Source organism: Alteromonas sp. AWM4_230 (assembly GCF_056158305.1).
On record NZ_JBSWTB010000001.1, the window covers coordinates 2,605,924 to 2,628,028 of the forward strand.

The window sequence follows — 22,105 nt, forward strand, 5'->3', positions numbered from 1 at the left end:
ATTTAAACGATGGAGCAGGTATGCATTCCACACCCGTAGTCACGGTTGACGGTCCTAGTGGTGCAGGCAAAGGTACGTTAAGTAGCTTGCTAGCAAAAAAATTAGGGTGGCACTTTCTAGATAGCGGCGCAATTTACCGCGTATTAGCAGTTGCTGCACTTCACCACGACCTTCCGTGTGATGATGAAGAATGTGTTGTTCCTCTAGCAACCGGTCTTGATGTTAGTTTCGAGACGAATGGCGATACCACTCGCATTATCTTAGAAGGCGAAGACGTTACTGACGATATTCGTACTGAAGAGGTTGGCGCTGTGGCATCAAAAGTTGCAGCATTACCTCGTGTTCGCGAAGCGCTACTTCGCAGACAGCGTGCTTTCCAACAAGATCCAGGTCTTGTTGCCGATGGTCGCGACATGGGGACCGTGGTATTTCCTGATGCGCCTGTAAAGATTTTCCTTACAGCAAGCGCAGAGGCCCGCGCAGAACGCCGCTATAGCCAGTTGAAAGCAAAGGGCATGGATGTTAATATTGCGCGCCTTTTAACCGATATCAAGGCAAGAGACGAGCGCGATACACAGCGTGCAGTGGCTCCTTTGGTACCGGCACAAGATGCAGTAATTATAGATTCAACGGACTTGGATATTGACCAAGTCTTTGAAAAAGCGATGGATATTATTTCCTCACGCCTTTAATGACGAGAGCTGAACGCATCCAAAGCAGTGTTGCTACAGGAAGTGGCGACTAATTTTAATAACCCCGCGTTATCCGGATAAGAAGCGTGGATATCAACTTAAAAGTTATTTGAGACTTATGACTGAAAATTTTGCACAACTTTTTGAAGAAAGCTTACAAGAACTAGAAACACGTCCTGGTTCAATTGTAAAAGGTACTGTTGTTTCTATCGACAAAGACATCGTTCTTGTTGATGCAGGCTTGAAATCAGAAAGTGCTATCCCAGCTGACCAATTTAAAAATGCTGAAGGCGAACTAGAAATCGCTATCGGTGACCAAGTAGACGTTGCACTAGATGCAGTTGAAGATGGTTTCGGTGAAACTATCCTTTCTCGTGAAAAAGCGAAGCGTCACGAAGCTTGGGTTGAGCTGGAAAAAGCTTACGAAGATAAAGCTACAATTAAAGGCGTTATCAACGGTAAAGTTAAAGGCGGTTTCACTGTTGAAGTTAACAGTGTACGCGCGTTCCTTCCTGGTTCACTAGTAGACGTACGTCCGGTACGTGACACTACGCACCTTGAAGGCAAAGAGCTTGAGTTTAAAGTTATCAAGCTAGACGCTAAGCGTAACAACGTTGTTGTTTCTCGTCGTGCAGTTATCGAAGCAGAAAGCAGCGCAGAGCGCGAAACGCTTCTTGCTAACCTTGAAGAAGGTCATGAAATCAAGGGTATCGTTAAGAACCTTACCGATTACGGTGCGTTCGTTGACCTTGGTGGCGTAGACGGTCTTCTACACATCACTGATATGGCTTGGAAGCGCGTTAAGCACCCAAGTGAAATCGTGAATGTTGGTGACGAAATCAACGTTAAAGTACTTAAGTTCGACAAAGAGAAGCAGCGCGTTTCTCTTGGTATGAAGCAAATGGGCAACGATCCATGGCAAGAAATTGCGTCTCGTTACCCAGAAGGTACTAAGATCAACGGTCAGGTTACTAACCTTACTGACTACGGCTGCTTCGTTGAAATCGAAGACGGCGTTGAAGGTCTTGTACACGTTTCTGAAATGGACTGGACTAACAAGAACATCCACCCATCTAAAGTTGTTAACCTAGGTGACACTGTAGATGTGATGGTTCTTGAAATTGACGAAGAGCGTCGTCGTATTTCTCTAGGTCTTAAGCAGTGCATTGCTAACCCTTGGGAAACATTTGCTGAGTCACACGAAAAAGGTGACAAAGTGTCTGGTAAGATCAAGTCAATCACTGACTTCGGTATCTTCATCGGTCTTGACGGCGGCATCGACGGTCTAGTTCACCTTTCTGACATCAGCTGGAACAAGTCTGGTGAAGACGCGGTTCGCGACTACAAGAAAGGCGACGAAATCTCTGCAGTTGTACTACAAGTCGACCCAGAGCGTGAGCGTATCTCTCTTGGCGTTAAGCAAATCGAAGAAGATCCTTTCAACAAGTATCTGACAGATAACAAGAAAGGTGCTATCGTTACTGGTACAGTAACAGCAGTTGATGCGAAAGGCGTTACTGTAAACCTAGCTGAAGAAGTTGACGGCTACATCCGCGTTGCAGATCTTGCTGTAGAGCGTGTTGAAGACGCAACAGAAGCGGCTAACGTTGGTGATAGCATCGAAGCGAAGTTCATGGGCGTTGACCGTAAGAACCGCACTGTTAACCTATCTGTTAAAGCGAAAGATCAGGCTGACGAAAAAGAAGCTATTGATAAAGTTAACCAGCAAGAAGATGTTGGTTTCGCTAACGCGATGGCAGAAGCATTTAAAGCTGCTAAAGGCGAATAATGCTTTTGTGGGTGTGCATCTGCACACCCAATTCGCGATAGCTGTTTAAACAATAATATTGACAACGAGGTTAAACATGACCAAGTCTGAATTAATTGAACGGCTCGCGGATCAAGCGCGTCATATTCCGGCGAAAGAACTCGAACTGGCTATTAAAGAACTTCTAGAGCAAATGGCGCAAACTCTTCAAAAGGGTGAGCGTATTGAGATTAGAGGTTTTGGTAGTTTCTCTCTTCACTATCGCGCTCCACGCGTAGGTAGAAACCCTAAAACGGGTGAAACGGTGAAACTAGACGGTAAATATGTACCGCACTTTAAGCCTGGTAAAGAGCTTCGCGAAAGGGTAGACGCCTCAATCGCATAATGCATTTTAAAAGCCGCTGTAAAGCGGCTTTTTTGTGTCTGACTATATTCTTTGTGCAGGCTTTACTCGTTTTTACTCTAATTCCCCCCTAATTTTACGAATATCTCCATATACATTTGTTTAATTTTTAATGCCTATTGACCCCGACTTAAATAGGGTTATATATTATTCTGATAATAATAAACGGTATACATAGATGTAATGTCAGCCGGCGACGAACAAGCAATAATAAAACAATACCAGCCGCTCATTCGCGCGTTAATCCCATACGAACAACAAAATAGATTGTTAGAGGGAATTAATAAGTTTTCGAAGCGCCTGCCTAGTAGTGTCCGAAAGGTCGTGAAAGAAGAGGTGGTTCGGTTGACATCGTTGACTGATGCGCCTGCTGATAATTCTGCTTTTGCCCAATTCCCCGTCATGAAATTTAAGCACTTCGGTGTGCAAATGCGCCTCGATAAAGTTGGCGCGCAGATCCTTAAAAACGAAACGTCACTCTATCAAGACAGGTACACCGTAGGTGTGTTTGAGTCAGTAATGAACTCAGACTTTTACCAAAATCAAATAAAAAAAGAACAGTTCAAAAAAATTGTCGATGCATTTAACGTTGAAAGCCAGTCGTTTACCGATATCGACTTTGGTGATGACATTGCTATTCGGCCCAACTTTACTATTTCTTCCCCCGAATTCGAGAAAGGCCGTCATTGCTCAATAAGCTCTATGTCACATAATGGAATTACTTTAGAGACGAAAAGGCCACCTAATGCATCCACCGGCGATGTAATCACTTTCACCATTCCCGAAGTTAAAGGCCTGACCAAAGAACCCACTGAAATTACCCTTGAACTAGAGTCTGTAAAATACAATAAACATTTAGGGAAATACGAAACGTCATTTAATTTTCCTGATGACGTCGATAAGGGGTTTTTAGCAATGCTCAAACGTTATGTTGCGGTAACTGCCTATAAGCAACCGCTGCAGAGAGATTTAGAAATAGAGCGTGCTATGCAGGAGCTCGAGCGCGACCGAATACTTGAAAATAGCCCGTGGCTTCCTGTTTTTCTTGCACCTGAAAAGCAATCTCTCAAACCTATGATAGCCCTTTTTACTAAGGCGAATGTCGAGCACAATGATGCGGACAAACTACTGACAAGTTTGCAAGATAAGCCTATTTTCTCTACGTTAGTTGATGAGTTGCGAAAGTACAACGAAGCTTATGTATTTCATGGCAATATTAAAACCAAAAGTGGTAACGTACAGATAACCGCTACACACAGGCAACTACTTGCGCTTAAGCAACTTAACGCGCTTGTATATTTGCTTGCAAAAAGTGGTGACTTTATATGTACCCACTGTCGCCTAGATAGCGTGACCCGTGAAGATAAACAAAAAGCCTTTGCTATTCACGATATTGCGAGTAAAGAATTTGAGCAGCTTGCCCAGATCTCCCATGTTTTATACTGCAAAGATGTATCAGCCTACCTCTCAAACTTAACGCTTTCTGCTAAATGCGATTTCAAGCCTTTGTCTAAAACGTTGAAAGCTAGCGGTGACAACTGGCGCATAGATTATGTCATGGAAGAAGATTTAGATAGACGGAGTGAAACTCGCTACGTTATCGATAAACCCGCTTCCATCAAAGTAGGCTTGCTTACCTCTCTTGATGCGCGAGTGGCCGATTTAAGCGCCAGCGGTATGAAATTGACAGTTGCGCCGCACAGCGATCTGCAAAAAGAGATACGAGTTTCTGTGCCGGAACTAAAAATTAAAGGCGAAAAATATAAGGTTGTGCATTACCAAGCTGAAACTGGCGTGGTCAGGCTATGCCTCGTAGAAGACACGCGCAAAGCTAAAGTGAGCTCTAACGTCGACCACATGGTTGAAGAGAATACGGCTTATTTTAAAGTGAGAGATATTGCTCGTATTCAGCGATCAACACATCGTTACATTTGGGAGCTTGCCGTAAGGCATATGCCGTCGCTATCGGTACTTTGCGTAATGAATAGGTTTACACTCGACAGGCTAAAAACCGTCTATCAAAGCGATGCATCTGACGATCTTTATCCCTTTTCACGTACACAAAATATCATCCCGCTTCATGGTTTCTTTGCAGACAAAGGTCAGGCAAAGCCTAAATCCCAAATATTAGAAGCCATGTTTAAAGAAACCTCTGAACAAGCTTTAGTTGTGCATTGCGTGAGAAAAAGCGACAGCCGTTTGGTGTATATCAAAGAACGGGATTTCTTGTTCTCTAAGCTTCGTACACAAATCAAAACTCAGTTAGATGAAGAAAAAATTCAGCTAAGTGCTACTGATGTTACCGCAATACGCTGCCACGGGGCTATAACACCGTTGACCAAAAAGCGGCTAGCGCAGCTTTCGAAGTTAGATAAAGCTATGTATGACAAGCTTGAAACCATGCAGGCAGGTTATACGCACTGCATATTCATCACGAATATGTCTGCGCTTCACCATGATTTAGTGGTGGAAAACCTTATAGCAAAACCTCAGCGCCATGAAATTGAAGGTGAAGGTGCAGCTTAATACTTTTTCTGCATTCCCACGCTTTGCTAGGAAACTTGCCTGCGCCTTCTGAGTAGACAATTATCTATGTGTATTGGTATAACAGCATTTCCGACACGCTTTTAGTGTTATCTCTTTTCGCATTTTGCTATTCTTGTAAATAAATCAATAAAAAAGGGTTGAGTGTTGAAAGGGATCATAGCGTTTCTCATTATCTTAGTGCTACTTGCCATTGCATTTGTGATTGGCTCTCAAAATGAAGCACAAGTAACAGTTAATTATCTCATTGCTCAGGCGAATCTTCGCTTATCAACATTGATTGCGATTACACTTTCAATAGGCGTGGGTATCGGCATTTTAATCATGTTAATGAGTTGGCTGAAACTTCGTGTTCAGTTAATGTCTGCGCAATCTAAAATACAGAGTTTGGAACAAGACCACTAATGCTCGAACTGCTGTTTCTCCTTTTACCTGTTGCGGCAGGGTATGGTTGGATAATGGGGCGCAATAGTGTCCGTCAAGCGCAGCGAAAACAGTCAAGTATCCTATCTAAGCATTATTACAAAGGGCTAAACTTTTTACTTTCAGATCAGCCCGATAAGGCCGTTGATACGTTAATCAAAATGATTAACGTGAATAGTGATACGGTTGAAACCCATATTGCCATGGGCAGCTTTTTCCGTCACCGCGGTGAAATAGATCGGGCTATTAAAGTTCACCAAAACTTGGTTAGTCGCGACGAACTACAACCAGCGCAAAGAGAAAATGCGCTTCGGGAACTCGGTCACGACTATACGCAAGCCGGCTTTTTAGAGCGCGCGGAAAACGCATTTCTTCAGCTTTTAAACAGTGAAAAACATTACCTAGTTGCTCAGCAGCAGCTGTTTAGCATCTATCAAACCACGAAAGAATGGGAAAGAGCGATAGAGTTAGCAGAGCGTATGGTGCAATGTCATGGCGATAACGATGAACTGTGCGAACGTCTTGCCCATTTTTATTGTGAGCAAGCAGCGGTTGAGTTAAAGAACGAAAGCCAAGGAGCAGCGTTAACACTGTTACAGAAAGCGGTAAATGCAGATGAACATGCAGTTAGACCTTGGCTGATGTTAGGTGATATAGCGCTTAATCAAAAACGCTTTACTGACGCAAATGCCTATTTTACCCAAGTTGCAGAGCGCGATATCAATTGGTTTAGCGAAGCCGTGCCTAGCCTTGAAAAAATCGCGGAAGAAACCGATGACTGGGAAAGTTTTCAGAAAAACTTAGAAGCGCATTGGCAAGAGTGTGCAACGTCTTATTTAGCCATGGTTGATGTGCTAATGAAGCGCGGTGAAACAGCCCAAGCCGCAGAATATCTATTAGAACAGCTTCGTAAACGCCCGACCATGCGCGGATTTAAAACCCTTATGGGGCTTTATATAGATCAGCTTTCAGATAAAACTACGGCTGATAGTTTACGCTTACTTAAAGAATTGGTGGAAAAGCAAATGTTGCAGCGCCCTAAATATCGCTGTGGCAGCTGTGGCTTTTCCGGTCGAAAATTATATTGGTTATGCCCTAGCTGTAAAAAGTGGGGTGTAGTAAAACCTATTAAAGGGCTAGACGGAGAATAAAAGAACATGCATGACCCACGCGTTATTGTTGCATTAGACTATGACAATAAAGACACTGCATTGGCGTTTGTTGATAAATTAGATTCAAGCTTATGCAAGCTAAAAGTGGGCAAGGAGATGTTCACCTTATTCGGGCCGGAATTCGTAAAAGCGCTAATTGCTAAAGGCTTTGACGTTTTCTTGGATCTCAAATTCCACGACATTCCAAATACTGTAGCGAAAGCGTGTAAAGCAGCGGCGGAGCTAGGTGTATGGATGGTAAACGTACATGCATCCGGCGGCCTACCTATGATGCAAGCGGCTAAAGAGGCGATTGCAACAAGCAGTAACCCACACACTAAGCTTATTGCGGTCACCGTACTTACCAGCATGGACGAAGCGCAACTGGCTGACGTGGTAAGCGGCGTAACACCAGAGCAACAAGTACTGCGCTTGGCAGCACTAACAGAAAAAGCAGGTTTAGACGGCATCGTTTGTTCAGCGCAGGAAGCCAGCGCGTTGCGCGAAAAACACAGCGATGACTTTCTATTAGTTACGCCAGGTATTCGCCCTGTAGGCGCTGACGCTGGCGACCAGAAACGTGTTATGACGCCACCTGATGCAATGAAAGCAGGCGTAAGCTATTTAGTTATGGGGCGACCTATCACGAAAGCAGAAGACCCTATTGCAGTATTGAAGTCCGTAAACGAATCAATAAACGGTTAGACTTAATGCAAATACAAAAAAGCTCGGATGTGGCGTTCACATACCGAGCTTTTTTCTTTAAGCCATTTTTAAGGCTCTTTATTCACGAGAGTGATCTAGAGCCATTAAAATAATCGAAAAACCTTATTCGCCTTTAAGCGCTACTTCAGCTGGCGTATAGGTTAAACCGAGCTCTTCACCTAGTGCATCAACTACCGCTTTATAGGTTACTTTACCTTCGTGAACGTTCAAGCCGTTCAGCAAATGCTTGTCTTCTAACATAGCTTTCGCTGGGCCTTTGTTTGCCAGAGCCAAACCAAATGGCAAGGTCGCATTGTTAAGCGCCATAGTAGAAGTGCGCGCAACGCCGCCTGGCATGTTTGCTACACAGTAGTGAACCACGTCGTCTACAACGTAAACTGGGTCTTGGTGCGTAGTAGCTTTAGACGTTTCAAAACAACCACCTTGGTCAATAGCAACATCTACAAGCACAGAGCCCGGCTTCATCGCTTTAATTTGTTCACGGGTAAGTAGCTTTGGTGCTGCTGCGCCAGGAATAAGGACTGCGCCAACAACAAGGTCTGCTTTAGAAGAGTAATGCTCGATAGCATCAACCGTAGAGTAAACCGTCTTAACTTGACCATTAAAGATATCGTCAAGCTGGCGAAGACGCGGAAGTGAACGGTCTAGAATGGTGACATCAGCACCAAGACCTAGTGCCATTTTCGCAGCGTTAGTTCCTACAACGCCACCACCAATTACCAATACTTTGCCTGGCGCTACACCGGGTACACCACCAAGAAGGGTACCGCTGCCGCCGTGTGCTTTTTCAAGGTAGTGCGCGCCAGCTTGAACAGACATGCGGCCCGCTACTTCACTCATTGGTGCAAGCAATGGAAGACCACCGCGGTCGTCAGTTACTGTTTCATAAGCAATACACGTAGCGCCTGACTCAACTAACAACTTAGTTTGCGTAGGATCTGGGGCTAAGTGAAGGTAAGTATAAAGCGTTTGGCCTTTACGAAGCATTTTACATTCGTTTGGTTGAGGCTCTTTCACTTTTACAATCATTTCCGCTTCAGCAAATACTTGCTCAGCAGTAGGTGCAATCGCAGCACCGGCGTCTACATACATTTCGTCAGTGAAACCGATTGCATCACCGGCATTAGTTTCAACAAGAACACTATGACCATGAGTAACAAATTCTTTTACTGCTGCTGGCGTCAAGCCAACACGATATTCGTGGTTCTTAATTTCTTTTGGTACACCAACTAACATGTATCGTCCTCAATTTTATAACGAGCTTCTATGTGGCTCTGGTTGAACTTTGTTTCGTAGCAATCGGTCTTGAAAGCCCGTAAACCTATTTGGCGAGTATACGTCATAAAAAAACGAACTATCTGCTGAATAATGAAGATATGTGGCATATAATCCTTTAAAAGATAGCTTGTGAGGTATTTTATATGTTGGTAAAGACGCCTAAACACCTTGACCGGATAGACAGGAATATACTGGTACAACTGCAGAAAAACGGGCGTATATCTAATGTCGAACTTGCTAAAGAGGTGGGCTTAAGTCCAAGCCCTTGCTTAGAGAGAGTCAAGAGATTAGAGACTCAGGGCTATATAAAGGGCTACCACGCGTTAGTTGACCCAGAAAAGCTTGGCGCTGCTATGCTCGTGTTTGTTGAGATTACATTAACCAAAACATCGGTAGATATCTTTGCAGAGTTTTCTGCTGCGGTAAAACTGCATGACGATATTCAAGAGTGTCACTTGGTATCCGGTGATTTCGACTTCTTATTAAAAGCCCGTGTAGCGGATATGGGCAGTTATAGAAAGCTGTTGGGTGATACCTTATTGCGTTTACCGGGTGTAAGTGAGTCGCGCACCTATGTTGTGATGGAAGAAGTAAAAAGCACATCATCGCTGCGCATTAATTTGAAGTAATGAAAGCATGGCTCAATAGTGTGTTTTTATGGTAGGCTGTGCAAAAATACAGTATTTGTGTGCAACGAAGGGAATGTTGCGGTCACAAGCAATAGGGTAGGGGAGCATCCCAATAGCTTTTTTAATAGGCTCAGCTACTTACCAACATTACTCAAATAATAATTATTTAGGGATTGCAAAGAGTTCGCTAAGCTCTTTGTAGCGTTTAACGCAAAGATAGTACGTATAGGCTAAGACCGTTAGTCGATATAAAACTACATGCGATAGAAATTGAAGGTTCTTTAGGGTTATGGCGCGATTAACAGGAGTTCAGCGAGTGTGGGAAGCAGGCATGATTATCGCCTGTGTTTTCGCCTTCTTCTTATTGCTGGCACTAGTATCTTTTCATCCAGGTGATCCAGGTTGGAGTCAGGCTGGATTACAATTAGACATTCACAATTGGGTTGGCGCCACTGGTGCATGGGTTGCTGACTTATTGCTATTTTCATTTGGTTTTCTTGCTTATTTGCTCCCATTTGGCTCTGCATTTTTAGGGTGGTTCCTTTTCCAGCACATTAAAGAGCTGGACGAATTCGACTATCTCACCATTGGTTTGCGAATTATCGGTGGGTTATTAATGGCCCTTGGCGCAACGGGCATCGCCAGTATCAATTTTGATGATATCTACAACTTTTCAGCCGGCGGCTTTGTAGGTGATGTGATTAGTTCAGCGCTTATACCGTACTTTAATACCGCTGGTACTATCCTATTGTTACTTTGCTTTTTCTGTACTGGCTTTACGCTTTTAACAGGTATAAGTTGGCTTACTATTATCGATAGGCTAGGGGAAGGAACGCTGTGGTTGGGGCGTAAAACCCTGTCTGCACCACAAAGTTTATTGGCACTTGAAATGCCACGTCTGGCGCTGACCAATAAATCTTCAAACCAAGAAAGCACCGACACTGCCGAGCTGGATATTACCAGCATGCGAGCTGAACCCTTAGCTTCTTCCGCACAAGCCCAGGAACAGCCACAGCAACGGCAAACGCCTACGCAGAGAGCTACTCCGACTCGCAATGAACCCTCTTTCGGTATTGATGAGCTTGATGATGAGCCACCGTTTTATACTTATGATGGCGGTGATAACGCGCAAGCTGAGGGTAAGTCGACACAAGATAGCGAAAACTTACGAAGCGATGAAGCGCTTTCAAATGCGGGCGAAAGTGAACCTGAGACGAAGAAGTCAGCATTTTCATTATCAAGTATGCGCAATGCGGTAACGGGTAGCTTTAAAGATAAATCTGGCTTGGGTAAATCTAACCAAGATGAGCCAGTGTCGCCGGAAAGTGAAAGTATTCAAAGTGAGCCTCAGATTCAGCAAAGCCCGCATATTAATTTTGATGAGCTAGAAGAGTTTGACGAAGACTTACCCTATGAAACAGGAAGTAAGCCCGCGCCTTCGGTAAGTGTTAGCGAAACACCTGCGCCAGCAGCACAGGCACAAACGCCGCAATCACAAACAGAACAGGCACAAACAGCGAGCCAAGAAAGCAATCAAGCATTCACGCCTGCAGCACTTGGTGCTAAGCCGGTTAAAGCGAAATCGGGTGAGGTTGACCCTGATTTACCACCTATGCCTTCGTTTGATTTGCTTGAACGCGCAGACAAACATGAAAATCCGCTTACGCCGGAAGAGATTGAAGGTATTTCTCGCCTTGTTGAAGAAAAGCTGGCTGATTTCAATATTGAAGCGACTGTAGTGGGTGTGTACCCAGGGCCAGTAATTACGCGTTTTGAGCTTGATTTAGCGCCTGGCGTTAAAGTGAGCAAAATTACAGGGTTATCAAAAGACTTAGCCCGTGCAATGTCAGCTATTTCAGTTCGTGTAGTAGAGGTTATTCCAGGTAAGTCGGTTATTGGGTTAGAACTTCCCAACAAAAAACGTGAGATGGTGCGTTTGAGTGAAGTAATTAGCTGCGATACCTTCCAGTCTAACAAATCGCCATTAACCATGGTTTTAGGTGCAGATATCTCTGGTCAGCCGGTAGTGGTTGATTTAGCTAAAATGCCTCACCTTCTTGTTGCTGGTACTACAGGTTCAGGTAAATCTGTGGGTGTGAACGTGATGATCTTGAGTTTGCTTTATAAAAGCACGCCAGAAGACGTTCGCATGATCATGATAGACCCTAAAATGCTTGAGCTTTCAGTATATGAAGGCATACCGCACTTACTTTCTGAGGTCGTGACCGATATGAAAGAGGCCGCCAATGCACTTCGTTGGTGTGTAGGTGAAATGGAACGTCGTTATCGCTTAATGAGTGCCCTTGGTGTGCGTAACCTCAAAGGTTATAACGCTAAGGTAGAAGAAGCCATTGCTAACGGTACGCCAATTAAAGATCCGCTTTGGAAGAATGAAGAAAGTATGGATGCCGAAGCGCCAGACTTAGCAAAACTTCCAGCTATTGTTGTGGTAGTGGACGAATTCGCCGACATGATGATGATTGTGGGCAAAAAAGTTGAAGAGCTTATTGCACGGATCGCACAGAAAGCACGTGCTGCGGGCATCCATCTTATCCTTGCCACACAGCGTCCGTCTGTAGATGTTATTACAGGTCTGATTAAGGCCAACATTCCAACTCGCTGTGCATTCCAAGTATCAAGTAAAATAGACTCAAGAACAATCCTAGACCAACAAGGCGCAGAAACCCTGCTAGGTATGGGTGATATGCTTTATCTTCCACCGGGAAGCCCAGTACCTACCCGTGTTCACGGCGCGTTTGTAGACGATCACGAAGTACATGCGGTAGTGGCCGACTGGCAGAAGCGCGGTGAGCCAGAGTATATAGACGAAATCCTTAATGGCGAAGCAACGGCGGAAGTCTTACTGCCAGGTGAGCAGCCTGAGGGTGAAGACCAAGAATTCGATGCCTTCTATGATGAGGCTGTCGCATTTGTTACCGAAACTCGTCGTGCCAGTGTCTCAAGTGTGCAGCGTAAATTCAGAATAGGTTACAACCGCGCGGCACGCTTGGTTGAACAAATGGAAATGAGTGGTGTCGTAAGTGCACAGGGGCATAACGGAAACCGTGAGGTGCTTGCACCGCCGCCCCACAAAGAATAACGAATGGATTGAATAAATGAATAAAGCAGTTTCGGTTTATTTTGTGAGTGCAGTTTTTGTGAGTGCAATGGCAACGGCAGGTACAGCAATGACTGCTGCTAACGCTGCGGTAGAATTAGATACTACAGGTTCAACTATTGGCAAGAACAATGCTGACGAAGTTGTCAGTGCTCACGACACTATTCAGGCTAATACCACAGTAAACACCAGTCAGCCTAAAGCTTCATCGCTTATCAATGATTCTGCAAGTACGTCGCTGCAGGCATTGTTAAGCAATATGAAACAGTTTCGTGCAAGCTTTGCGCAAACAGTATTGGACGCCCAGCAAAATGTGGTGCACGAGGCTCAGGGTACGTTAACCATGACCCGCCCCAATAAGCTTCGCTGGGAAACCACGTTTCCGGATGAAACCCTGTTGGTTGCAGATGGCGAAGCGGTTTGGAATGTAGATACCTTTGTAGAGCAGGTGACAGTCCTATCTCAAGACAATGCGATTAAAGATAACCCTATTGTTTTGCTTACATCGACAGATGAAGCAACGTGGTCAAAGTTCTCTATCAGTCAATTAAATAGCGGTTCATCGGCTGTAACACCTGAAAATGGCGCGGCAGACAACATCAATGGTGTTATCGTCTCAAAAAGCTACCAAATTACGCCTAAAGAACAGGGTGGCCAAATCGCAACGCTTACATTAACTTTTAATCAAGATAATGAGCTCGCTTCGCTTAATATGCTCGATGCGCAACAGCAAATCAGCACCTTAGTGTTCAATAATATTGAAACGCGTTTCCCAGTGCCAGCCGATACCTTCTCAGTTGATATTCCAGATAGCTTCATAGTTGATGACCAGCGTTAATCAAGAATTTGCTCCGCTAGCGGCGCGCATGCGCCCAGTTACCATTGAACAGTACAGCGGTCAGGAACATTTACTTGGCGAAGGTAAACCACTTCGTAAAATGCTAGAGGCGGGCCACTGCCATTCTATGATCTTGTGGGGGCCGCCCGGCACAGGCAAAACCACACTTGCTGAACTCATCGCACAATACACGAACGCGTCTGTGTTGCGTATTTCTGCGGTTACCTCTGGGGTAAAAGATATCCGAGCCGCAATGGATACGGCTGAAGAAAACGCCCGCTATAACCAGCGAACCTTATTGTTTGTTGACGAAGTACACAGGTTTAACAAAAGCCAACAGGATGCTTTTCTTCCATTTGTTGAGTCGGGTGTGGTTACCTTTATAGGCGCAACAACAGAGAACCCGTCGTTTGAATTAAACAAAGCGCTGTTATCTCGTGTACGTGTTTATGTGCTAAAAACACTCGAGCAGCACGCGTTATCAGAATTAGTCGATAGAGCATTAAGTGATACCGAAAAAGGTCTTGGTGACAGAGCCCTTGGTATTGAAGATATAGCAAAAAACGCCCTTATAGATTTAAGCGGTGGCGATGCCCGGCGCCTTCTTACTTATTTAGAACTGGCCGCAGACTTCACAAGTGCTAGCGAAATCACCGTTAGCGATGTTGAGCATGCGGTAGGTGAGAAAGTAGCAAGCTATGACAATAAAGGCGACACCTTCTACGACCTGATTTCAGCCTTTCATAAATCAGTGAGGGGGTCAGATCCTGACGCTGCACTTTACTGGTATGCAAGAATTCTGGATGGCGGTGGCGATGCACTTTACGTGGGAAGGCGATTACTGGCTATCGCGTCTGAAGATATTGGTAACGCCGACCCCAGGGCTATGCAGCTATGTATAAACGCATGGGATACATTTCATCGCGTAGGACCTGCAGAGGGCGAGCGTGCTATTGCACAAGCCGCCGTTTACTGTGCCTTAGCTGCAAAAAGTAATGCGGTTTACATGGCGTTTAATGAAGCCAAAGCATTGGCGCGAAAGACCTCTGATGCACCGGTTCCTATGCATTTACGCAATGCACCTACATCGCTTATGAAAGAACTGGGTCATGGAGACGGTTATCGCTATGCACACAACGAGCCGAATGCCTTCGCAGCTGGCGAAACATACTTACCAGATAGCCTTGCCGGTACTCGCTTGTATAATCCTAACGAGCGCGGTTTAGAGAAAGCTTTGAAAGCCAAGCGTGAATTTCTCGATTCACTTAATGCGAGAAGTAACAATAAAAGGTAAAGTTGCAGACAAGTAACTCAACTAGTTCAGATTATATGAATTAGTTAATAAAAAAATGCGCTAGGGAGTTTTCGTGCCTCAAGGGTTAGCTTTGTATTGTTTTATTGCCGCTGGCGGTGCGACCGGCGCCTGTTTACGCTATTTTGTTACCACAAGTGTTGATTCCTTATTTGGAAAACACATGCCGTTTGGTACACTAACGGTGAATGTGGTCGGGTCGTTTGCGCTCGCATTACTGTACGGTTTTATCGAACGTCATGATTTAAGCGACTCTCCTTACCGAGCGCTTATCGGTGTAGGGCTATTAGGTGCCTTTACCACATTCTCAACATTTTCCGTTGAAACCTTAACTTTATTAGAAAACGGGTTGTGGCTTAAAGCCGCAGCGAATGTATTTCTTAACGTTGGCGCTTGCCTAATAGCAGGTTGGCTAGCCATTCAATTGATGAAAGGATAATTAGAAACACATGTTAGATCCAAAGTGTTTGCGAAGCGATATAGAACAAACAGCTAAGCGATTAGCTGCCCGTGGTTTTAACCTCGATGTAGCAGCTTTCAGTTCGCTTGAAGAAAAAAGAAAAACACTTCAGTCCAGAACACAGGATCTGCAAAACGAGCGCAACGTACGAAGTAAATCCATTGGTAAAGCTAAGGCGCAGGGTGAGGACATCGCACCGCTTTTAGCTGAAGTGGGTAAACTGGGTGATGAGCTTGACGCCGCTAAAGCAGAGCTTAGCGAACTGTTAGAAGAAATAAACACCCTTACGCAGGGCATTCCTAACTTGCCGCATGAGTCTGTACCAGAAGGTAAAGATGAAGACGACAACGTGGAAATTTCTCGTTGGGGCGAGCCTCGCACGTTTGATTTTGAAGTAAAAGATCACGTAGATGTCGCTGAAGGCTTAAACAACGGCTTAGACTTCGCTACTGCAAGCAAGCTTACAGGAAGCCGCTTCGTCGTCATGCGTGGCGATATGGCCCGCCTAAACCGTGCACTTGCTCAGTTTATGCTTGATACCCATACACAAGAACACGGCTACCAAGAAATGTACGTGCCTTACTTGGTTAATGCTGATAGCTTGTACGGCACAGGCCAATTGCCTAAGTTTGGAGAAGATTTATTCCATACTAAGCCAGCAACCGAAGAAGGGCAGGGGCTAAGTCTTATTCCAACGGCAGAAGTACCGCTAACGAATATTGCGCGCGATGAGATCTTAGACGCGAAAACACTGCCTGTTAAGATGACGGCACACACACCGTGTTTCCGCTCTGAAGCCGGTTCTTACGGTCGTGATACCCGTGGTCTAATTCGTCAGCATCAATTCGACAAGGTAGAACTAGTACAGCTAGTTAAGCCAGAAGATAGCTTCGACGCGCTAGAAGCGCTTACTGGTCATGCGGAAATTATTCTGCAAAAGCTAGAGCTACCTTACCGCAAAGTGTTGCTATGTACCGGTGACATGGGCTTTGGTGCATGTAAAACCTATGATCTTGAAGTATGGCTACCTGCACAGAATACTTACCGTGAAATTTCATCATGTTCTAACATGCTGGACTTCCAAGCGAGACGTATGCAGGCAAGATTCCGTAACCCTGAAACGAATAAAACTGAACTGCTTCATACACTGAATGGTTCTGGTTTAGCGGTAGGGCGTACGCTTGTAGCTATACTGGAGAATAACCAGCAAGCAGACGGAAGCGTAACCATTCCAAAGGCACTCGTTCCTTACATGGCAGGCCAGGAAGTGATTAAGGCGACTAGTGCGTAAATAAACTCTACCAGTAGATAATCCATGGCAATTTCAAGCCACTCTATTATCTATAAGCATCAAAAAATCCGGTACCGTAAGAGGTATCGGATTTTATAATTCTCCCTCCTACTTCTGAATCTCATACTTATTGCTAAGTAAGTTTGTATGCTGTTTAAGTAAACTCTTGGCATGTAATAAAATCCATATATAAACAACACCTTATAGCTCAAAAAGTAAGCAATAAAAGTTGTTTCTAAATGTAAATGGATAGCGCTTTTTGGTCATAAATCACATATATTTCATGCGCTAAAGTCATAATTGACACTTACAATTATATCTTATACTTTTGGCTAACGTTGCGCTTGACGTAACAAAACTGAAATGTAAGTTCACCTCAATCACAATAATGAAAATAGGTCGTATTTACATTTAATTAAAAAAAGAAAGCTTCATGGATAAATGGACTTACCTTTCGGTAGCTCTATTTGTTCAGAAAGCCGAATTCCAGGGAACAAATATGGAAAACCGAAACACACTTAACCGATTATCTCAGGGGATAATCATAGCGCTGGGCTTAGGCGCAACGCCTTATGTCGCCGCTCAAGATTCTGCGGAACAAGACGCTGAAACAGTAGAACAGATTTCAGTAGTCGGCTCTCGTATTCGTACGGATTCTTTTGCTAATGACACACCTATCGACATCATTTCTGTTGAAGATGCTGAAGGCGAAGGTCTAAAGACATTGGGCGAACTACTTCGTACAAGTACTGCAGCAGCAGGTTCAAGCCAGATCACTGCAGCGCTTACAGTTGGTTATGTAACTGATGGCGGTACTGGTGCAGAAACTGTTGGTCTTCGTGGCTTAGGTGCAAACCGTACACTTATTCTATTAAACGGCCGTCGTGCAGGACCTGCGGGTACACGTGGTGCAGTTTCTTCATTCGATTTGAACAGTCTGCCACTTTCAGCTATCGAGCGTGTTGAAATCCTTAAGGACGGTGCATCAGCTCTGTATGGTTCAGACGCGGTAGCCGGTGTAATTAACATCATCACCAAAAAAGGCGACGAGAAGACAGTAAACGTTGATATCAGCCAGCCAATGGAATCGGGTGGTGAAGACCGTCGAATCAATATTTCTTTTGGTGAAGAATATGCTGAAGGCTCGTTCCGCGTAACCGCTGACTACCGCAAGGTATCTATGCTACGCCGTGGAGACCGAGACTACTTCAACTGTACTGAACGTTTACAGTTTGCTGAAGACGGTTCACGTACCGATCCTATCGACCCTCGTACAGGTGAATACCACTGTGCCGAAACCGGTTACGGTTTGTGGTTGTACGGTGATGTATCTTCAGCATACGGCGGTAGCTTACAAGCAGCGTATGACTACGATAACTTCTTTGCGAACAATGGTTTTGAAAGCATTAACGATGCAAACGTTGGCTTTACAACGCCAGAAGGCTGGTACCCTGTTTCATTTAACGATGACTATGCCAGTGAAGGTTGGTGGGATCAGAACCACCCATTCTTAGGCTCGCAAACTGTTGTGCCAGAAACTCAAAACGCGTCAATTTATGCTACTGGCGAATACAATCTTACTGATGATGTAGTTGTTTACGGTGAATTTATTCACAGCCGTCGTACAACAAAGACTGATGACTATCGTCAGTTCTGGACTGCGGATGTTGGTACGCTATCTACTGATGTTTTAGATGGCTTTGATGGTGATGGTTTTGTATTCCCTGTTGCGTTAACAGACCACTTTAGCTCAGAAATTCAAGTTGATTATACCCGTGGTGTTGTTGGTGCTACCGGCGATATTGGCTTCTGGACTTGGGATCTATCTTACCAGTACAGCTACAACGATGGTAAGTACGAACAAGATATTATCTATAACGATGCTATGTTGATGGCACAGTTCAATGCTGCTGATGGCGTTAGTTGTTCTGGTGAAGTAACCGACTTTAGCGGTAATACCTGTGTTGACATTCCATGGACTGACCCGGAATTCCTTTACGGTAACAGAACACCAGCACAAGAAGCGTTCTTGTTTGGCCGTGATAGCGGGCAAACAACTTACGACCAACAAACCCTTGAAGGTTATGTAACTGGCGACTTGTTCACTTTACCAGCTGGTGAAGTAGGTGCCGCATTCGGTTTCCAAATCCAAAAAGATGAAATCGAGGATACACCTGGAGAGAATACTCTGAACGGCAACTCTTGGGGCCTATCTGGAGCAGGTATCACTGCTGGTGACCAGTTAACTAAAGCAATTTACGCAGAAGTGAAAATTCCAGTTTTAGAAGATGTTACTGGCTTCGAAAGCCTGGATTTAACTGCTTCTGGTCGTTGGAACGATGTTGATACTTATGGTTCAGACACAACGTTTAAACTAGGCTTGAACTGGTCAATCATCGACGGTGTGAGCGTTCGTGCAAGCCGCGGTACGTCTTTCCGTGCTCCAGCACTATACGAGCTATACCTTGCAGAACAGACAGGTTTCGCTGGTCAGCTAGCTATCGACCCGTGTCTTGACTATGTAAACCAATTCGAGTCAGGTGCAATTAACGATACAGTATTTGCTAACTGTCAATCTGAGGGTATTCCTGCGGATTACGAGCAAGGTGGAAGTTCAGCATTACTTGTTACTAGCGGTGGTGTAGGTCGTCTTGAAGCAGAAACTTCAGTTGCAGAAGGCATCGGTCTTGTTCTTACAAGCCCTGAAGATACGTACGCTTTCTCAATTGACTATTTCAATATTGAAATTTCAAACGAGATTGACAACTTGGGCGGTGCAGACATCGTAAACCGTTGTTATAACTCTATCGATTTTGCTAACGAGCCACTATGTGATTTATTTACACGTAGAGACGGTTCAGATGCAAACGATTTTGGTATCGACCAAGTTAACGGTGGTTACGTAAACATTTCATACCAACGCGTACGTGGTGTTGACTACAACTTCACTTATGATGAGGAATTCGATTGGGGTAATGTTCGTTTCCGCGTAGAACACACTATGCAGATTGAAAAGTATGGCCTGTTGTTTGAAGACTCTCCATATAATAATGAAGTTGGTGAAAACGGTATTCCTAAACACGTAGGTGTGGCTCGTCTAACCTATGGTAGAGACGACTGGAGCATTACGTGGACTGCTAGCTACTTCGACTCTACTAATGATTACGAGTACTACAGTAGCGAAACAAATACTACTACGCTAAATGGCGAAACAGTGACGTTTATTGATGAAACAAAATGGACGACATATCACGCATTGTCGGGCTCATTTGTTTACGAAGACTTCGATGTTACTGTGGGTGTAGCAAACATGTTTGACCAAGAGCCACCTCGTTTATCTAGAAGTGGTTTTGAGTTAGGTAACTCTGCTTTATTCTCTCAGTACGACTTTATCGGTCGAAGAGTATTTGCTAACGTTAAATATAACTTCTAAAAATTTGACTTGAAGTAGTAAGCCTCCGTTAATCGGAGGCTTTTTTCATGGAGAAAATTAAAAAATGAAAGCGCGTTTGAAACTACTGAAAACGGTCATTTTGGGAAGCCTTGCTTTTACGTTTTCAGCGAATGCTGATGTAAATACGCCAGTTTTAGAGAGCTTTGCAAAGCATTCTCAATATTTGGATATAAAGATTTCCCCAGATGGTAAATATCTTGCTTCTACTTCGAGAGATGATGATGGCATTGTCTTCCTTACAGTACTTGATATCGAGAAGCAAAAAATTGAGTCGGTTACTAAAGGGCGAGGTAAAGAATCAGTTGGTACCTTTAACTGGTTAAATGATGAGCGTTTGTTATTAGGCATGGAACGCGAAGTGGGCTCTCTAGAGGAACCTGTTCCTACAGGTGAGCTGATAGCAATGAATGCAGATGGTAGTGATAACGTAATACTTACTGGCTACCGTTCTAAAAGTGGTGACACTCGCTATTCTCAGGTTGTTGACTTTTTGCCTGACGATCCAGACGCTATAGTGGTTTTTAGTGTTCAAGGGTCGACAAAAGAACCCTTTTTAGACCTTTATAAAATGAAGGTTAGCAATGGACGAAAAGCATCGTTGGGTAGAATGCCGCTGCGTATGTATAAATCCACAGGAGATAGCTTACGAATCATAACCAACAGCAACGGTGAAGCTTTGGCAATGACGAGCTCAGATCCTAACGAAGATAATAAAGTAACGCTAATGGTTCGAAGTTCAGTAGACGACGATTGGCGAGTGGCATTTGAGTCGGAATCCTTTGGTTCGTTTTTCAATCCGTTCGTATTTTTAGCTGACGATAAAACGTTAGTGGGGATCAGTACTATTGAAACTGATACAGCTGCTGTTGCAACCTATAACATTGATACTAAAACCCATACGGTTTTAGCGGCCCATGACAAAGTTGATGTATTACCTATCTTGCACGAAGTTAGAGGGCAAGTGCAAGAAGTCATAGGCGCAGAATATGAATATAAAGACCTTGGTGCAACTTACTTTAGCGAAGTAAAGAACGCAGGTGAACAACGAATTTTAGCTAGTTTACGTCAAGCGTTTAAGGACAGTGTAGTGTCTATCACATCTTCGACGTATGACGGCTCGAAGATGGTTGTAGAAGTTGGCGGGATTAATCAACCCACGGCTTTTTATTTGTTTAATAAAAATAAAAAGCAGTTAAAAAAACTCACTGATACGAAACCATGGTTAAACGATTTTGATATGCCCCAATCTAAAATTGTTACCTATAAGGCAAGAGATGGTCAGGAATTATCGGGTATTCTTACGTTACCTGTCGGTAAATCCAAAAACCTTCCTTTAATAATGCACCCACACGGTGGTCCTCACGGTATAAAAGATACGCTAACAGAAATGCGAGGAGATGCTAAAGTCTTGGCTGCTCACGGTTATGCAGTGTTTCAACCTAATTTCAGAGGTTCAGGAGGCTATGGCTTAGAATTTCTGAAAGCAGGTTTCAAGTCTTGGGGAACACTAATGATTGACGATATGACCGATGGCGTTAATTATCTTGTTGAGCAAGGAATTGTTGATAAGGATAGAATGTGTGTCTACGGCGCTTCGTATGGCGGTTATGCAGCGCTGCAAAGTGTCATTAGAGAGCCTGACTTATATAAGTGTACTGTAGGTTTTGTAGGTGTATATGACTTAGCGCTCATGAAAAAGCCGGTGATATTCCAGAGTCTCAAAGTGGTATAAACTACTTAAATCGCGTACTGCCTGATGACGATAGCCAGTCTCCGGTTAAAAACGTCGATAAAGTTAAGGTACCTGTATTCATTATTCAAGGCGAGGAAGATGTTCGTGTACCAAAAGAGCATGCTTTTGCCCTACGCGATGAGCTAGAAAAGCAAAATAAACCGTACGAGTGGATGATGAAGTCTGGCGAAGCTCACGGTTTTTATAAAGAAGAAAACAACGTTGAGCGTTGGACTGAGATGATTGAGTTTTTTGATAAATACACAGCTCAATAAATAGTGTTTAA

Annotated in this window: 17 protein-coding genes; 16 read left to right on the forward strand and 1 reads right to left on the reverse strand. The window is 44.1% G+C overall.

Going from position 1 to position 22,105, the window contains the following annotated elements:
* Nucleotides 1–20 precede the first annotated feature (20 nt).
* From cmk to pyrF, 7 genes are all read left to right on the forward strand, one after another.
* Nucleotides 21–692, forward strand: a complete 672-nt coding sequence (gene cmk / locus ACXACS_RS11190; protein WP_014976668.1) for a (d)CMP kinase — start codon at nt 21–23, stop codon at nt 690–692.
* A gap of 118 nt (nt 693–810) precedes the next feature.
* On the forward strand, nt 811–2,481 hold the full coding sequence (gene rpsA / locus ACXACS_RS11195) for a 30S ribosomal protein S1 (RefSeq protein ID WP_474806593.1): 1,671 nt from the start codon (nt 811–813) through the stop codon (nt 2,479–2,481).
* A 76-nt stretch (nt 2,482–2,557) separates the two neighbouring features.
* Nucleotides 2,558–2,845, forward strand: coding sequence for an integration host factor subunit beta (gene ihfB, locus ACXACS_RS11200; RefSeq protein WP_014949641.1), 288 nt, complete (start codon nt 2,558–2,560; stop codon nt 2,843–2,845).
* Between the two features lie 354 nt (nt 2,846–3,199).
* Nucleotides 3,200–5,389 carry a PilZ domain-containing protein gene (locus ACXACS_RS11205; RefSeq protein ID WP_474809250.1) on the forward strand — a complete coding sequence of 730 codons (2,190 nt, stop codon included), beginning with the start codon at nt 3,200–3,202 and terminating at the stop codon, nt 5,387–5,389.
* Between the two features lie 162 nt (nt 5,390–5,551).
* Nucleotides 5,552–5,812 carry a LapA family protein gene (locus ACXACS_RS11210; protein WP_474806596.1) on the forward strand — a complete coding sequence of 87 codons (261 nt, stop codon included), beginning with the start codon at nt 5,552–5,554 and terminating at the stop codon, nt 5,810–5,812.
* On the forward strand, nt 5,812–6,981 hold the full coding sequence (gene lapB, locus ACXACS_RS11215) for a lipopolysaccharide assembly protein LapB (RefSeq protein ID WP_474806598.1): 1,170 nt from the start codon (nt 5,812–5,814) through the stop codon (nt 6,979–6,981). Before ACXACS_RS11210 ends, lapB begins: the two co-directional genes overlap by 1 nt.
* 6 nt (nt 6,982–6,987) lie before the next feature.
* On the forward strand, nt 6,988–7,686 hold the full coding sequence (gene pyrF, locus ACXACS_RS11220; RefSeq protein ID WP_474806600.1) for an orotidine-5'-phosphate decarboxylase: 699 nt from the start codon (nt 6,988–6,990) through the stop codon (nt 7,684–7,686).
* Nucleotides 7,687–7,809: 123 nt separating this feature from the next.
* Here the strand turns inward: pyrF and ald are convergent, their stop codons facing one another.
* Nucleotides 7,810–8,943 carry an alanine dehydrogenase gene (gene ald / locus ACXACS_RS11225; protein WP_474806602.1) on the reverse strand — a complete coding sequence of 378 codons (1,134 nt, stop codon included), beginning with the start codon at nt 8,941–8,943 and terminating at the stop codon, nt 7,810–7,812.
* A 185-nt stretch (nt 8,944–9,128) separates the two neighbouring features.
* Here ald and lrp point away from each other — a divergent pair, with 185 nt between their 5' ends.
* From lrp to ACXACS_RS11270, 9 genes are all read left to right on the forward strand, one after another.
* Nucleotides 9,129–9,614: a leucine-responsive transcriptional regulator Lrp gene (gene lrp, locus ACXACS_RS11230; protein ID WP_474806603.1), complete on the forward strand. Its 486-nt coding sequence runs from the start codon at nt 9,129–9,131 to the stop codon at nt 9,612–9,614.
* A gap of 289 nt (nt 9,615–9,903) precedes the next feature.
* Nucleotides 9,904–12,714, forward strand: a complete 2,811-nt coding sequence (locus ACXACS_RS11235) for a DNA translocase FtsK (RefSeq protein ID WP_474806605.1) — start codon at nt 9,904–9,906, stop codon at nt 12,712–12,714.
* A 16-nt stretch (nt 12,715–12,730) separates the two neighbouring features.
* Complete coding sequence (lolA, locus tag ACXACS_RS11240; RefSeq protein WP_474806607.1) at nt 12,731–13,570, forward strand: outer membrane lipoprotein periplasmic chaperone LolA; 840 nt, start codon at nt 12,731–12,733, stop codon at nt 13,568–13,570.
* Complete coding sequence (locus ACXACS_RS11245; protein ID WP_474806609.1) at nt 13,557–14,864, forward strand: replication-associated recombination protein A; 1,308 nt, start codon at nt 13,557–13,559, stop codon at nt 14,862–14,864. The genes lolA and ACXACS_RS11245 overlap by 14 nt, the downstream gene beginning before the upstream one ends.
* Before the next feature lie 73 nt (nt 14,865–14,937).
* Nucleotides 14,938–15,321 (forward strand): fluoride efflux transporter CrcB, encoded by a 384-nt coding sequence (crcB, locus tag ACXACS_RS11250; RefSeq protein ID WP_014949631.1) that lies wholly within the window; start codon nt 14,938–14,940, stop codon nt 15,319–15,321.
* 10 nt (nt 15,322–15,331) lie between these two features.
* On the forward strand, nt 15,332–16,633 hold the full coding sequence (gene serS, locus ACXACS_RS11255; RefSeq protein ID WP_474806611.1) for a serine--tRNA ligase: 1,302 nt from the start codon (nt 15,332–15,334) through the stop codon (nt 16,631–16,633).
* Nucleotides 16,634–17,132: 499 nt separating this feature from the next.
* Entirely contained in the window at nt 17,133–20,066 is a 2,934-nt protein-coding gene (locus ACXACS_RS11260) for a TonB-dependent receptor domain-containing protein (RefSeq protein WP_474809251.1), read from the forward strand.
* Nucleotides 20,067–20,130: 64 nt separating this feature from the next.
* A complete protein-coding gene (locus ACXACS_RS11265) occupies nt 20,131–21,819 on the forward strand; it encodes an alpha/beta hydrolase family protein (protein WP_474806613.1) in 1,689 nt (562 codons plus the stop codon).
* Between the two features lie 83 nt (nt 21,820–21,902).
* A complete protein-coding gene (locus ACXACS_RS11270) occupies nt 21,903–22,094 on the forward strand; it encodes an alpha/beta hydrolase family protein (protein WP_474809253.1) in 192 nt (63 codons plus the stop codon).
* Nucleotides 22,095–22,105: the final 11 nt, after the last annotated feature.